Genomic DNA, 14425 nt, shown 5'->3' with positions numbered 1-14425 from the left:
ACAAGCGGATGCGTGATCGTCTCGTAATATGCCTCCATGTCCTCGACGGAGTCCCCCGAAGCGGCCGTTCTCGCCACAGTGCCCGTGCCCCCCTCCGGGGCGAGAGCGGGCGACGGTGAAGCGGTGCGCGAGGTGACGCTCGCCGGCCTGACGCTGACCGTGCGCTCACGGACCGGCACGGGCGGTGAGCCGGCGGTTTTCGTGCACGGCCTGGGCGGCTCCTCGACCAACTGGTCGGCGCTCATGCGGCGCCTCGACGACCGGCTGGACTGCGAAGCGCTGGACCTGCCGGGCTTCGGCTACTCCCCGCCGCCGGACGACGGCGACTACTCGGTCGCCGGGCACGCGCGGGCGGTGCTGCGGCTGATGGAGGCGGACGGACGGGGCCCGGTGCACCTGTTCGGCAACTCGCTGGGCGGGGCGGTGGCCACCAAGATCGCGGCGGCCCGGCCCGATCTCGTACGCACCCTGACCCTCATCTCTCCCGCCCTCCCCGAGGTCCCGCCGCAGCGCAGCGCCCTGCCGACCGGCCTGCTCGGCCTGCCCGGCGTCCCGGCGCTGGTCACCCGGGCCACCCGGGACTGGCCGCCGGAGCGCCGTACGCGCGAGCTGCTGGCGCTTTGCTACGGGCAGCCGGACGAGGTCGGCGAGGAGGCCTTCGCCGAGCACGCGGGGGAGTACGAGCGCCGGGTGGCGCTGCCGTACTTCTGGGACGCGCTGTCGCGATCCGCGCGCGGGGTCCTGGACGCGTACACGCTCGGCGGCCAGCAGTCGCTGTGGCGGCAGGCCGAGCGGGTGCTGGCCCCGACTCTGCTGGTGTACGGCCGCCTGGACAGGCTGGTGTCCTTCCGGATGGCGGCGCGGGCGAGCCGGGCGTTCCGGGACTCGCGGCTGCTGGCGCTGACCGACAGCGGGCATGTGGCGATGATGGAGCACCCCGATCTGGTGGCGCGGGCGGTACGCGAGCTGCTGGACGACACGGCCCACCACGGCACGGCCTATACGGACGGGGGTCCGAAGTAGCCCATGGGCAGGCACAGCGCATCCGGCGGCCGTGAGGGCCGCAGCGACGGTATGGCCGGGGGCTCCGGCTCAGGCTCAGGCATTCCGGGCGGTCCGCCGCCCTCCCCGGCCGCCCCCGGCACGGGCCGGCGGCGGCGGGCTCCCGGCCGGTCGCTGCAGCCCCCTGCGCCCGCCCGGCAGCCCGCCCGGCGCCCGGAATGGGCCTACTCCCATCCCGAGCACCGCGAGCACGACGCCTGGGGCGGCGCCGAGTCCTGGAGCGCGGGCCGCGGCGGTTCCGCCGGGCTGCTCGGCCCGGACGTGGACGACCTCCTGGAGGACGACAGAACGGGCGTGCCCTTCGGCGCGCCCCCGGCCGCCCCGAGGTTCCCCCGCCAGCGCACGCCCGGTGGACGAATACCGGCGCCCCGCCGCGACTTCGTCGAGGCCTTCGACGACCTGCCCCCGGACGGACCCGATTCCGGGTCCGGTTCCGGTTCCGCGGGGCCCCCGCCGAAGGGGGGCGGCAAGGGCCGTACCTTCGGCGGCGCCGGGGCCGCCGCCGTGGTCACCGTCCTGGCCGTCGTCGTCGCCGGGCAGCTCGCGGGTGGCGGCAAGCAGCCCAGTTCCGCCTCCGGCCGGACCTCCGCCACGGCCGCCCGCGCCTCGGACGGCTCGGCCTCCCGCTCCGACTCCCGCGCGACCCCGTCCACCCCGGCCTCGCCCTCCGCTTCGGCGCTCACGTACGAGCAGGCCATGGTGCGCCCGTACGCCCTCAAGGCCGACCTCGCCCTATCGGGCCGCTTCCGCACCATCGGCGGCCACCAGAAGGCCCCCGGCAAGGGCAAGGTCTACCGCGTCCGGGTGGACGTGGAGCAGGGCCTCCCGCTGGACGGCGAGGTCTTCGCCCAGGCGGTCTACAAGACCCTGAACGACAGCCGGAGTTGGGGTCACGGCGGCACCAAGACCTTCGAGCGGGTGTCAACGGGCGCCGCCGACATCGTCATCACCCTCGCCAGCCCCGGCACCACCGATGTCTGGTGCGCCAAGTCCGGTCTGGACACCTCCGTTGAAAACGTGTCATGTGACTCGGCGTCAACTCCGCGCACTCTGATCAACGCCTACCGCTGGGCGCAGGGCTCCGAGACCTACGGCCCGTCCAGGATGCTCATGTACCGCCAGATGCTGATCAACCACGAGGTCGGCCACCGGCTCGGGCACCGCCACGAGCTGTGCCCGAAGAACGGCGCGCTAGCGCCGGTGATGATGCAGCAGACCAAGTTCCTGACCGTGAACGGGCTCACCTGCAAGCCGAATCCGTGGCCTTACCCGAAGGGGTGACAGGCACTGGCCGACTGTTCGTATGCTGATCCGGTTTTGACATCGGACAGGTGCATCATCCAATCTCTTTCGCATGTCCGATGACCGCGCCACCCAGTACGCCGGCTTTCAGCTGGCGCTGATCGGCGTGACCGGGCACACCGTGTCCGACATTCTCTGTCGTTGACCTCCACGGCACCGGACACGTCGAGACCTACCGTCTGACAACGCTGTCACCGTTCCGGCTGCCTTCCCGCGGAAACCTTCCCTCCGCCCTTTTGTCGCCATTTCCCACCACTCGCAGCCGCGAAAGGCCCATTCCCATGCGTCCACTGTCCGTCTCACCTCGCCGCGCCTCGGCGGCAGCCGTCGTACTGGCCCTCGTCGGAGGGGCCGCCGCGTGCGGCCCGGAGGACAGCAGCGCCAAGGCCGGCAACACCGGCACGCCGCAGAAGGGCGGCACGCTCACCGTCCTCAACCAGGCGGCCCAGGAGGACTTCGACCCGGCCCGGCTGTACACCTCCGGTGGCGGCAACGTCCCGTCCCTGGTCTTCCGTACGCTCACCACCCGCAACCGCGAGAACGGCGCCGCCGGTTCCAAGGTCGTCGCCGACCTGGCCACGAACACCGGCGAGCCGAGCGAGAACGCCACGGTGTGGACGTACCACCTCAAGGACGGCCTCAAGTACGAGGACGGCACCGCGATCACCTCGGCCGACATCAAGTACGGCATCGAGCGGTCCTTCGCCGCCGAGCTGTCCGGCGGGGCCCCGTATCTGCGCGACTGGCTGATCGGCGGTACGGACTACCAGGGCCCGTACAAGGACAAGGGCGGCCTCGACTCGATCGTGACGCCGGACGCGAAGACCATCGTCTTCCACCTCAACAAGCCCGAGGGCGAATTCCCCTACCTGGCCACGCAGACCTCCTTCGCACCGGTCCCGCAGGCCAAGGACACCGGCACGAAGTACGAGAACCACCCGATCTCCTCGGGCCCGTACAAGGTGCAGAAGAACGAGAACGACGGCGAGCACATCGTCCTGGTACGCAACACGTACTGGTCGGCCAAGACCGACGCCGAGCGCAAGGCCTACCCGGACAAGATCGACGTCCAGTCCGGCCTCGACGCCGCCGTCATCAACCAGCGGCTCACCACCGGCTCCGGCAAGGACGCCGCCGCGGTCACCACCGACACCAACCTCACCGCCGCCGAACTCGCCAAGATCATCGGGGACAAGGCGCTGGCGAGCCGTGTCGGAACCGGCCACTTCGGCTACACCGACTACATCGCCTTCAACCCGAAGGTGAAGCCCTTCGACAACCCCAAGGTGCGTGAGGCGATCTCCTACGCCATCAACCGCACCACGGTCGTCAACGCGCTCGGCGGCTCCTCCCTCGCCGAGCCCGCCACCACCTACCTGCCCGAGCAGGCGTCCTTCGGCTACCTCGCCTACGACGCCTTCCCGGCGGGCAAGACCGGCAACGCCGCCAAGGCGAAGGCGCTGCTGAAGGAGGCCGGTTACCCCAACGGCCTGACGATCACCCTCACCCACGACCTGACCAAGAACGACGAGCAGGGCCCGGAGGTCGCCACCGCGGTCCAGGAGGCGCTGAAGGCGGCCGGCATCACGGTCAAGCTCGACGGGCAGGAGCACAGCGCCTTCGGCGAGAAGATCCACAGCATCAAGACCGAGCCGGGCATCTTCCTCACCGGCTGGGGCGCGGACTGGCCGTCCGGCGGCCCCTTCCTGGCGCCGATCTTCGACGGCCGGCAGATCGTCAAGGACGGCTGGAACTTCAACAACGCCCAGCTCGACGACGCTTCGGTCAACAAGGAGATCGACGAGATCAACAAGCTGACCGACCTCACGGCGGCGGCCGAGCGCTGGGGCGCGCTGGACAAGAAGATCGGCGAGCAGGCGCTGACCGTGCCGCTGGTCCACCCGGTCTACAAGCGGCTGTACGGCAAGGACATCAAGAACGTCGTGATCAGCGACTGGACCGGCGTCCTGGACATCTCGCAGGTCTCCGTCAAGTGAGGACCGAGGGCCAAGGGCAGGTCTGGCGACGGCTGCGCGCACAGCGCGCGGCCGTCGCCGGCGGCGCCGTGATCGCACTTCTCGTCCTCGTGGCGGTCGCCGCCCCGCTGTTCACCGCCATCGAGGGCCAGAACACCACCGCCTACCACCCCGAGCTGGTCAACTCCGCCGCCGGCGGCGTACCGCTCGGCTCCTTCGGCGGCATCAGCGCCGACCACTGGCTCGGCGTGGAACCCGGCACGGGACGCGATCTGTTCGCCCGGCTGATCTACGGCGCCCGGATCTCGCTCGGCGTCGCCATCGGCGCCACCGTCGTCCAGGTGCTGCTCGGGGTCGTCATCGGCCTCGCCGCCGGCCTCGGCAACCGCTTCCTCGACGACCTGCTGAGCCGCACCACGGATGTCATGCTCGCGCTGCCGTCCCTGGTCTTCGCCATCGCCCTGCTCGCCGTCGTCCCCTCCGGCTTCCCGCGCCCGGTCCTGCTGGTGCTCGTCATCGGCCTGCTCGGCTGGGGCGGCACCTCGCGGATCGTACGGGCCCAGGTCCTCACCCTGAAGTCCCTCGACTATGTGGCCGCCGCCCGCCTCGGCGGCTCCGGCACCTGGCGGATCGCCCGCCGCGAACTGCTGCCGTCGCTGGCCGCGCCCGTCATCACGTACGCGGCCGTCCTGCTGCCGCTGAACATCAACTCCGAGGCAGGCCTGTCCTTCCTCGGCATCGGCGTCCAGCCGCCCACCCCGTCCTGGGGCCAGATGCTCTCCTCGGCGACCACCTGGTACGAGGCCGACCCGGCGTACGTCCTGCTGCCCGCCGGCTTCCTCCTGGTCACCGTCGTCGGCTTCACCCTGCTCGGCGAGGGGGTCCGTACCGCCCTCGACCCCCGCGCGGCCTCGCGGCTGCGGGTGGGCACCGGGCGCAAGCGCGAGGAGGCCTCCGTATGACCGGCCTGTTCACCTTCCTGCTGCGCAGGGCCGGCAGCGCCGTACTCGTGCTGCTCGTCCTGTCGGCGGTCCTCTACGCCGTCTTCTACATCGCCCCCGGCGATCCCGCGCAGCTCGCCTGCGGCCCCAAGTGCGGCGCCGAACAGCTCGCCCAGGTGCGGCAGAACCTCGCCCTCGGCGACCCGGTGTGGCTCCAGTACTGGCACTTCCTCCAGGGCATCGTCAGCGGCCACGACTACAGCACGGGGACGGGGACCGAGCACTGCGGCGCGCCCTGCCTGGGGCTGTCGTACCAGAGCGGCGAGCAGGTCACCGGCATCCTCGGCGACAAGCTGCCCGCCACCGCCTCGCTCGCGATCGGCGCGATGGTGCTGTGGCTGATCATGGGCGTCGGCTCGGGGCTCGTCTCCGCCGTGCGGCGCGGCCGCTTCACCGAGCGCGCGCTGACCGGCTTCACCCTCGTCGGCACGGCCACCCCGGTCTTCATCACCGGCATCCTGCTGCTGATGCTCTTCTGCTCGGTGCTGCAGTGGCTGCCTTATCCGTCGTACGTCCCCTTCACCGACGACCCCGAGCAGTGGGCCTGGAACATGGTCCTGCCCTGGTTCGCGCTGGCTTTCCTCGAATCGGCCAAGTACGCCCGCATCACCCGCAGTTCGCTGCTGGAGACACTGGCGGAGGATCATGTGCGTACCTTCCGCGCCTACGGGGTCAGCGAGCGCGCGATCGTCTGGCGGCACGCCCTGCGCGGCGCGCTGCCGCCCGTCATCGCCCTGTCCGCGATGGACTTCGGCACGCTGTTCGGCGGCGCCGTCCTCACCGAGACCCTCTTCGGGATCCCGGGTATCGGGCAGAAACTCGTCACGTCGGTCCGCACGGAGGACCTGCCGGTGGTGCTCGGCGTGACGCTCGCCATGGGCTGCTTCGTGGTCCTCGCCAACGCCGTCGCGGATGTCCTGTACGCGCTGGCCGACCGACGGGTGGTCCTGGCATGACGTCCCTTGTCGAGGTCACCGACCTCACCGTTGACTTCTCGTCCGACTCCTCGGCGTCGGTCCGGGCCGTGGACGGCCTCAGCTTCACCCTGGAGGCGGGCGGCGCCCTCGGCCTCGTCGGCGAGTCCGGCAGCGGCAAGAGCGCGACGGCCTTCGCCCTGCTGGGGCTGCACCGGGGGACCGGCGCGAAGATCGGCGGCTCCATCCGGGTCGACGGCACCGATGTCCTCACGGCGCAGGACGCCGAGTTGCGCCGGCTGCGGGGCGGGCGGGCCGCGATGGTCTTCCAGGACCCGCTGTCCTCCCTCGACCCGTACTACGCCGTCGGCGACCAGATCGCCGAGGTGTACCGCGTCCACCACCCCAAGGCCTCCCGGCGCGCGGCCCGCGAACGTGCGGCGGAAGTCCTCGACCGCGTCGGCATCCCCGACGCGCGGCGCCGGGCCCGCTCCCGCCCCCACGAATTCAGCGGCGGCATGCGGCAGCGCGCCCTCATCGCGATGGCCCTGGCCTGCGAGCCGCGCCTGCTCATCGCCGACGAGCCCACCACGGCCCTTGACGTCACCGTCCAGGCACAGATCCTCGACCTGCTGCACGACCTGCGTGCCGAGACCGGCATGGGTCTGCTCCTGGTGACCCACGATCTCGGTGTCGTGGCGGGCAGCGTCGACGACGTGCTGGTCATGAAGGACGGCCGCGCGGTGGAGCGGGGCCCGGTGGCCGACGTACTGCGGTCCCCGCGCGAGGCGTACAGCCGCGCGCTCGTCGAGGCCGTCCCCCGGCTCGACGCGGTGCGGCCCGCGAGCCACCCGCAGGAGGACGTACTCCTCGAAGCGGTCGATCTGCGGCGGGAGTTCGGCAGGACAGCGGCCGTGGACGGGGTCTCCCTCACCGTCCGGCGCGGCGAAACCCTCGGCGTCGTCGGCGAGTCCGGCAGCGGCAAGACCACCCTCGGCCGCATGCTCGTCGGCCTGATCGCCCCCACCAGCGGCGACCTGCGCCACACCGTCCCGCGCCGAGCCCTCCAAATGGTCTTCCAGGACCCCGTCTCCTCCCTCAACCCCCGTCGCAGCATCGGCGAGTCCATCGCCGACCCGCTGCGCGCGGCGCGCGAACTGGACGACGCCGCGATCACCGCCCGCGTACGGGAGCTACTGGAGCGCGTCGGCCTCAACCCCGACTGGTACCACCGCTACCCGCACGAGTTCTCCGGCGGCCAGCGTCAACGCGTCGGCATCGCCCGCGCCCTCGCACCCAGCCCCGCGCTCATCGTCTGCGACGAGCCGGTCTCCGCGCTGGATGTCACCACCCAGGCCCAGGTCGTCGACCTCCTCGGCGAGCTCCAGCGCGACCTCGGCCTGTCCCTGGTCTTCGTCGCCCACGATCTCGCGGTCGTCCGGCAGGTCAGCGACCGCGTCCTGGTGATGCAGGGCGGCCGCGTCGTCGAATCCGGTCCGTCCGACCGCGTCTACGACGCGCCCGAGCACCCCTACACGCAGGCACTGCTGGCCGCCGTCCCGGTCCTGGACCCGGAGGAGTCGGCGGCCCGGCGGACGGCACGGCGGGCGCTGCTGCCCGTGGGGTGACCGGTCAGGCCTGGCCGGTCTCCGTCGTGAGATACCGGTCGAAGGCATCACGACTGTCGGGGGTGAAACGCCACCGCTGCAAGGCGGGCCGCAACTCGGACTCGGTCAGCCAGTCATGCCAGGCGACCTCGCGGGGATCTGGAGCCACGACGTCCGCGATGACGGCTTCGTGGACGCCGAGCCAGTGCGGACTGAGCCCGCTTCGGTTCAGGTATCTGAACAGGAAGCGCACCGGCGCCCGGACGCTCATTTCCTCGCTCAACTCCCGTGCCGCCGCGGCCTCGTAGGATTCCCCGACATGCACGGCTCCCCCGACCATGACCTCGTAGTGCCCGGGGAAGCGGGCCAGGCCCTCGGACCGCCGATGGATGAGGATCCGCCCGTGTCCGTCACGGCACACCGTAGAGGCGATCCGGTGCAGCCAGCCGTTACTGATCGCGTCCCTGCGTCTGACCACCCTCAGGACACGGTCCTGATCGTCGACCTGCTCCACCATTTCGTCCATGACGAGCACGATCGCAGGACCTACTGACAGTGGCCCTGCCGGCTGGTCTCGGCAGGCGGCCGCACCATGAAGACATCGACCGGGTCCTGGCTCTCCACCACGAAGCCGTGCCGCTCGTACAGGCGTTGCGCTGCGCTGCCCTGCAGGACGTTGAGGCGGACCGCGCAGCCCCGCGCGTCGGTCCCGGCGAGGAGCGTGCGCAGGACGGCGGAGCCGAGGCCGCGTCCTTGGTGGGCGGGGGAGAGGTAGAAGTGCTCCAGCCAGTGGGAACCGGTGTCGGTGTCCGGCCTCAGGGCGACGCATCCGGCGAGGAGGCCCTCGACGGCGATGACCGAGGTGTGCTGAGGGGAGAAGGCGTCCCGGAAGCGCTGGCGGACGCGGTGGGGGTCGAAGCGGCCGAGGCGTTCGAGATCCGGGCGCATGACCTCGGCGCGGATCTCCACGATCGGTTCCACGTCCTCCGGGGCGGCGGGGCGCAGCGTCCATACTGATTCGATCATGGAGGCAGTATGCGGGGGTTCGGGACGACCGGGGAGGTCAGGTGCGCAGACGTACGTTCATAGCCGCCGGCGCGGCGGGTGCCGTGGCGGTCGGCGGGACCGTTGCGGGGGCCGGGGTGGCGACGGAGACGCTGCCGGGGAGTGTGGCGCTGCGCCGCAGGCTGGGGTGGACGGGGCCGGACGGGACGGTGCCGGATGTGCCTGCGGGGCGGATCGTGCGGCGCGGCGTGACGTCGAAGGCGCGTGGGACGGGCGTCGAGGTGGTGACCATCGCGTCGGCCGGGGTGTCGGAGGCGGCGGCCCGCAGGCTGCCGGTGTGCGTGATGCTGCATGGGCGGGGGTCGTCGGCGTACAGGTTCGTGGGGCTGGGGATGCCGCAGTTCCTCACGCAGGCGGTACGGGGCGGGGCGGAGCCGTTCGTGCTGGCGGCGGTGGACGGGGGAGAGGCGTCGTACTGGTACGGGGACGCGATGACGATGCTGGTCGATGAGGTGCCGGGCTGGCTCGGGGCGGAGCCGAGTGCGGTGCTGGGGATCTCGATGGGCGGCTTCGGGGCGCTGCTGTACGCGCGTGAGCGGGCGGGGCTGGGCGCGGCGGCGCTGCTGAGCCCGGCGCTGTTCCGGACGTGGGCGGACGCGCGGACGGTGGGGCCGTTCAAGGGGGAGGCGGAGTGGGCGGCGGTGGAGCCGCTGCGGCACACCGGACAGCTCCGGCTCCCGGCGCGGGACATCGGGGTGTGGTGCGGGCGGGAGGACCCCTTCCACGGCTCCGCGCAGGCCCTCGCGGCGCTTGTGAAGCCCGGCGTCGCGTCCTTCGGCCACGGGGCCCACGACCAGGGCTACTGGCGGCGCGTGGCGCCTGACGCACTGCGCTTCATCGGCGAGCGTATCGCCGCCAACGCGTAACACTCGCGAAGGTTACGTGCGTTCACCCCTTTTGGTGGTGCGATGGACAACCGTCCGTCGCGCCACCGCCCGCCCGGCATAGCGTCAACGCGCCGAGTCGAGGAGAGAGAAGGGGGGCGCACGTGCGCATCGCATTACTCACAGAGGGTGGTTACCCGTACGCGCGGGGCGATGCCGGGGGCGCTTGGTGCGACCGGCTCGTACGCGGGCTCAGTGGCCACGACTTCGAGGTGTACGCGCTGGGGGGAGGCGGGCGTGGCGGGCGGCCTTTCGAGCTGCCGCCGAACGTCACGCGCGTGCGGACTCCGGAGGACGAAACCGCGCATGCGCATGCGGCGCAGGCCGGACGGCGCCGGTCGCTCGCGCTCGCGCAGTTCGAGGATCTGGCGGGCGTGCTCGCGGAGTGCGGCGCCGAGGCGGCCGGGGCGCTGGCGGACCGTTTCGCCACGGCGCTGTACGGGCTGGCGGACCTGGCGCGGGAGGACGGCGGGCTGCCGGCGCTGTTGCGGTCGGAGCCGGCCTTGCGCGCGCTGGAGGACGCCTGCCGTGCGCAGGGCGTACGTCCGTTGCTCGGCGAGGCGGGCGTCCATGACGTGCTGACGGCCGCCGGTCTGCTGGAGCGGGCGCTGCGGGCGCTGTCGGCGCCCTGGTACGACCCGTACGGCGAGGAGCTGGCCGTCGCCGACCTGTGCCACGCGGTGTCCGGGGGGACGGCGGTCCTGCCGGGGCTGCTGGCCAAACGGTTCTTCGGGACGCCGCTGCTGGTGACCGAATACGGCGTCCGGCTGCGCGAAACGCTGCTCGCGCATCGCGCCGCCGGGTACTCCGCCCCCGTGCGGGCGCTGCTCGCCGCCTTCCACCGGCTGCTGGCCGGTGAGGCGTACCGCCAGGCCGCGTTGGTCACCCCGGGCAGCACGCATGCGCGGCGCTGGCAGGAGCGCTGCGGGGCGGACCGGAGCCGGATCCGGACGGTCCATCCCGGGTACCCGGGGCTCGAATCGCTCGCCGCGCCCCCGGAATCGGAGGGCGGGGACCCGACGCTGGTCTGGGTCGGCCGGATCGATCCCGCGAAGGACCTGATCGCCCTGCTGCACGCCTTCGCCGCCGTGCGCAGGCAGGAGCCCGGCGCCCGGCTGCGCATCATCGGCGCCCCCGGCCCGGCCGGCTCCGCCGGTTACCTCGCGCACTGCCGGGGGCTGGCCGCCCAGCTCTTCCCGGACGAGGCCGCGAACGCGGTCAGCGTGGGCGAGAACCCGGTCTCCTTCGACGAACTCGGCGCGCCCGGGGTGCAGGAGCTGAGCGAGGCGTACGCGGCCGGGGACGTCGTCGTGCTCTCCAGCATCGTGGAGGGCTTCCCGGTCACACTCGTCGAGGCGATGGCCTGCGGCCGGGCGACGGTCTCGACGGATGTGGGGGCGGTACGCGAGGTCATCGGCGGCACGGGCCTGGTCGTACCGCCGCGCAACCCCCGGGCCCTGGCCGAGGCGTGCGTCGCGCTGCTCCGGGACCCGGAACGGCGGCAGCGGCTCGGGGCGGCGGCGCGGGAGCGGGCGCTCGAACTCTTCACGGTCGAGCAGAATCTGACGGCCTTCCGGGAGGCCTACCTGGACCTGGTGGCGCATCACGCGGCCGCGTCCGCGCCGGAGCCGGTGCCGTTCGGGTGCCCCGCGGAGGCGCAGGTGCCGGGCCGCTGGACGGCTCCCGCCCCGGCCTGGGCGGACCTCGCGTGAGCGCGCCGCGTGGGGCTGCCTTGCCCGCGCCCGGCGACGGTGCGCACTTCGACGGTGCTGGGCCGGTGGTGCCTCGGCGGCTGACCGTCCGAGGGGAGGGGGATTCCCCCACCCCGCCCCTTCCCGAAACCAGGGGGCAAGCCCCCTGGACCCCCCAACGCCCTCCGGGCGTGTCCTCAAACGCCGGACGGGCTGAAGGGCGCCGTAATCGTCGCGGCCCCGCCGACCCCGTGCGGGAGCTGATGCACCGCCACGCCGCGCTCTGCGCGAACGCCGTGGACCCGCTGGAGATCGCCGCGGGCCTGGAGGCCCAGGGCCTGACGGACCGGGTGGCGGGACGCTTCCGGCACCGGGATGTGTTCGGCCTGGCCGAGGAGCTGTACGCGCGGGTGCCCGGACCTCCGGTCAGGACCCCCGCACCCGCTCCCGTACCCGCCCCTGCGCAGGCGCCGCGAATCGCGCTGCACCTGCTCCCCGGCGGCATCTGCGCGATCGCGGCGCTGCTGGCGCGCGTATGGGGGCCGGCGGTGTGCGTGGTCGCGGTGCCGCTGACGCTCGCGGCGCTGTTGACGATTCTGCGGGCGGGGCCGTTGCGCGCGCCGGGGCGGCTGGCGGCGGGCGGGGCGTTGTGGACGTGCTGGCTGCTGGGCTTCGCGGTGTACGGGGAGCGGACGATGACCGCACTCGCGAGCGGACACGTGCATGCGCAGGGCCTGTTCACCCCGGCCTCGACGGCGGCGCTGGTGGCGATCACCCTGGCGCCCGCGCCCGCCGCGTGGTGCGCACACCGGTTCGCCGTACGGGCGCGTGCGCATCTCGCGCCGAGCCGTGGGCTGAAGGACTTCGCGGGAGCCGTGAGGCCCCTGCTGGCCGGCACGCTCGGGCTTTTCCTGCTTGCGCAAGTGGCACTGCTGAGCGCGGCGTACGCGGCCGCCGGGGCACCGGTGACACCGACGGCGCTCGCGGGTCCGGCGGCGCTCGGGCTGCTGCTGTTCACGGCGCGGCTGCTGACCGTCCACGGCTATGCGCAGGGCGCGGTGGCCGCGACCGGCACGGCGTGTGCGGCGGAGGGCTTCGCGCTGGTGGCCGCGCCTTTTCACCGGCTGGTCGTCGACCCGGCGGCCGTGGCCGCCGCGGCCTGCGGCTGTGCCGCGCTCGTGCTGGGCGCGTACGCGCTCGGCGTGCTGGCGCGGGCATCCGCGCACACGCACACGCACACGCACTCCTCACACCAAGACCTGGAGCAATGAACGACATGAGAGTCCTCCTGCTGGGCGCCGACGGATTCCTCGGCCGCCATGTGGCAGAACGGCTGCTCGCCGACCCCGCCGTGACGCTGACGACCCTGGGGCGCGGCGACGAGGCGGACGTACGGTTCGACCTGTCCACCGGTAGCCCCGGCGCGCTGGCCCGCTTCGTGGACGCCGTCCACCCCGGCGTGGTCGTGAACTGCGCGGGGGCGATCCGGGGCGGGGCACGGGAGCTGACCCGGCACAACACGATCGCGGTGGCGACGGTCTGCGAGGCGCTCCGGCGCGGCAGCACCGGGGCGCGCCTGGTCCAGCTCGGCTGCGGGGCGGAGTACGGGCCGTCGCCGGCCGGGTCGTCCACGGCGGAGGACGCGGTGCCGCGCCCCGGGGGGCCGTACGGGGTGAGCAAGCTGGCCGGGACGGAGCTGGTGCTGGGCTCGGGGCTGGACGCGGTGGTGCTGCGGGTCTTCACACCGGTCGGCCCGGGGACGCCGACCGGCTCCCCGCTCGGGCGGCTCGCGGACGCGCTGCGCAGGGCGATGCAGAGCGGGGACGGCGAGCTGAAGCTCGCGGGGCTCGGCGTGCAACGCGACTTCATCGATGTACGGGATGTCGCGCGTGCCGCCCATGCCGCGTCCCTGTCCGCCGCGCAGGGCGTGGTGAACATCGGGGGCGGCCGCGCAGTGCGTATGAGGGAGGCGGCGGCCGCGCTCGCGCACGTCGCGGGCTACCAGGGCGTGGTGCACGAGCTGGAGGACCCGCCCATCGCCTACCCCGACGGCTGCGGGGCCTGGCAGCAGGCCGACGTGCGCACAGCGCGCGACCGCCTCGGCTGGCGGCCCCGGATCGCCCTCGAGGAGTCGCTCGCCGATGTCTGGATGGAGGCGGCATGCCGCGTCTGACGCCGACCGGGCTGCGCAGCCGCCTCGGCAGCGGTGACCGGCTCGGCTTCGGAGTCCCCGCGTACGCCCACCCGCTCCTGGCCCCGCAGGAGTGGGCCGAACTGGCCCGCCCGGGGACGCCGCTGCACTGGGTGGCCCTCAATGTGTCCAGGGGCCCGGGCAGCCGGCCCGACCCCCTCTATACGCGGGCCGTGGCGCGGCTGCGCGAGGCGGCGGTGCCGGTGCTCGGCGTCCTGGACACCCGGTACGGGGCCCGGCCCTTCGCCCAGCTGCTCGCGGACGCTCACCGCTACCTGGACTGGTACCGGGTGGACGGCTTCTACCTGGATCGCGCGCCGACCGACGGAGCCGCGCTCCCGGACTGCCGCCGGACCACGACCACCCTGCGGCAGCTCCTGGGCGCGGACGACGGCGGCGAGGGGCACCTTGTCCTCGGCCACGGCAGCCACCCCTGTCCCGGCTACGCCGAGATCGCCGACCAGCTCGTCACCTTCTCCGGCCCCTGGACGACCTACCGCTGGTCCGAGGCCCCGCAGTGGACCGCCGACCACCCGCCGGAGCGCTTCTGCCACCTCGTCCACGGCATGCCCGCGCCGCACCTGGACAACGCCATAAGGGTCGCCCGGTGGCAGGGCGCGGCCACCGTCTTCTTCACCGACCGTACGGATCACGCGGCCTGGGAGGGGCTGCCGGGCTACTGGGACGAGGCGTCGAGGATGCTCCGACGGCAGCCGCTGCCCGGCATGTGAC

14 protein-coding genes are annotated in these 14425 nt (G+C 73.0%); 12 read left to right on the top strand and 2 right to left on the bottom strand.

Features of this window, described 5'->3' with window-relative positions; translation table 11 throughout:
• The first annotated feature begins 36 nt into the window (after nt 1-36).
• The 7 genes from OG607_RS15545 (at nt 37) to OG607_RS15515 (ending at nt 7883) form a co-directional block, all read left to right on the top strand.
• Complete coding sequence (locus tag OG607_RS15545; protein ID WP_405723620.1) at nt 37-1023, top strand: alpha/beta fold hydrolase; 987 nt, start codon at nt 37-39, stop codon at nt 1021-1023.
• 3 nt (nt 1024-1026) lie between these two features.
• Nucleotides 1027-2343 (top strand): DUF3152 domain-containing protein, encoded by a 1317-nt coding sequence (locus OG607_RS15540; RefSeq protein ID WP_405723618.1) that lies wholly within the window; start codon nt 1027-1029, stop codon nt 2341-2343.
• A gap of 73 nt (nt 2344-2416) precedes the next feature.
• A complete protein-coding gene (locus OG607_RS15535) occupies nt 2417-2509 on the top strand; it encodes an Ms4533A family Cys-rich leader peptide (RefSeq protein ID WP_329312835.1) in 93 nt (30 codons plus the stop codon).
• 136 nt (nt 2510-2645) lie between these two features.
• Nucleotides 2646-4361 carry an ABC transporter substrate-binding protein gene (locus OG607_RS15530; protein WP_405723616.1) on the top strand — a complete coding sequence of 572 codons (1716 nt, stop codon included), beginning with the start codon at nt 2646-2648 and terminating at the stop codon, nt 4359-4361.
• Entirely contained in the window at nt 4358-5302 is a 945-nt protein-coding gene (locus OG607_RS15525; RefSeq protein ID WP_405723614.1) for an ABC transporter permease, read from the top strand. The genes OG607_RS15530 and OG607_RS15525 overlap by 4 nt, the downstream gene beginning before the upstream one ends.
• A complete protein-coding gene (locus OG607_RS15520; protein ID WP_405723612.1) occupies nt 5299-6297 on the top strand; it encodes an ABC transporter permease in 999 nt (332 codons plus the stop codon). Before OG607_RS15525 ends, OG607_RS15520 begins: the two co-directional genes overlap by 4 nt.
• On the top strand, nt 6294-7883 hold the full coding sequence (locus OG607_RS15515; RefSeq protein ID WP_405723610.1) for a dipeptide ABC transporter ATP-binding protein: 1590 nt from the start codon (nt 6294-6296) through the stop codon (nt 7881-7883). Before OG607_RS15520 ends, OG607_RS15515 begins: the two co-directional genes overlap by 4 nt.
• Nucleotides 7884-7887: 4 nt before the next feature.
• Here the strand turns inward: OG607_RS15515 and OG607_RS15510 are convergent, their stop codons facing one another.
• The gene (locus OG607_RS15510; protein WP_405723609.1) at nt 7888-8388 is read right to left on the bottom strand and encodes an NUDIX hydrolase; all 501 of its coding nucleotides are present in this window, start codon (nt 8386-8388) and stop codon (nt 7888-7890) included.
• Between the two features lie 20 nt (nt 8389-8408).
• A complete protein-coding gene (locus OG607_RS15505) occupies nt 8409-8888 on the bottom strand; it encodes a GNAT family N-acetyltransferase (RefSeq protein WP_405723607.1) in 480 nt (159 codons plus the stop codon).
• A 41-nt stretch (nt 8889-8929) separates the two neighbouring features.
• On the opposite strand from OG607_RS15505, the gene OG607_RS15500 reads away from it, so the two are divergent.
• From OG607_RS15500 to OG607_RS15480, 5 genes are all read left to right on the top strand, one after another.
• Nucleotides 8930-9793, top strand: a complete 864-nt coding sequence (locus OG607_RS15500; protein WP_405723605.1) for an alpha/beta hydrolase — start codon at nt 8930-8932, stop codon at nt 9791-9793.
• 122 nt (nt 9794-9915) lie between these two features.
• Nucleotides 9916-11523: a GT4 family glycosyltransferase PelF gene (gene pelF / locus OG607_RS15495; protein ID WP_405723603.1), complete on the top strand. Its 1608-nt coding sequence runs from the start codon at nt 9916-9918 to the stop codon at nt 11521-11523.
• Nucleotides 11524-11693: 170 nt separating this feature from the next.
• Nucleotides 11694-12773 carry a hypothetical protein gene (locus OG607_RS15490; protein WP_405723601.1) on the top strand — a complete coding sequence of 360 codons (1080 nt, stop codon included), beginning with the start codon at nt 11694-11696 and terminating at the stop codon, nt 12771-12773.
• A gap of 5 nt (nt 12774-12778) precedes the next feature.
• Complete coding sequence (locus tag OG607_RS15485; protein WP_405736788.1) at nt 12779-13675, top strand: NAD-dependent epimerase/dehydratase family protein; 897 nt, start codon at nt 12779-12781, stop codon at nt 13673-13675.
• A complete protein-coding gene (locus OG607_RS15480) occupies nt 13663-14424 on the top strand; it encodes a spherulation-specific family 4 protein (RefSeq protein WP_405723599.1) in 762 nt (253 codons plus the stop codon). The genes OG607_RS15485 and OG607_RS15480 overlap by 13 nt, the downstream gene beginning before the upstream one ends.
• Nucleotide 14425: the final 1 nt, after the last annotated feature.

The sequence above is a fragment of the Streptomyces sp. NBC_01537 genome (assembly GCF_045040445.1).
GTDB lineage: Bacteria > Actinomycetota > Actinomycetes > Streptomycetales > Streptomycetaceae > Actinacidiphila.
Note: the sequence above shows the minus strand (reverse complement) of the source record. Positions and strands in the feature narration are given on the sequence as shown.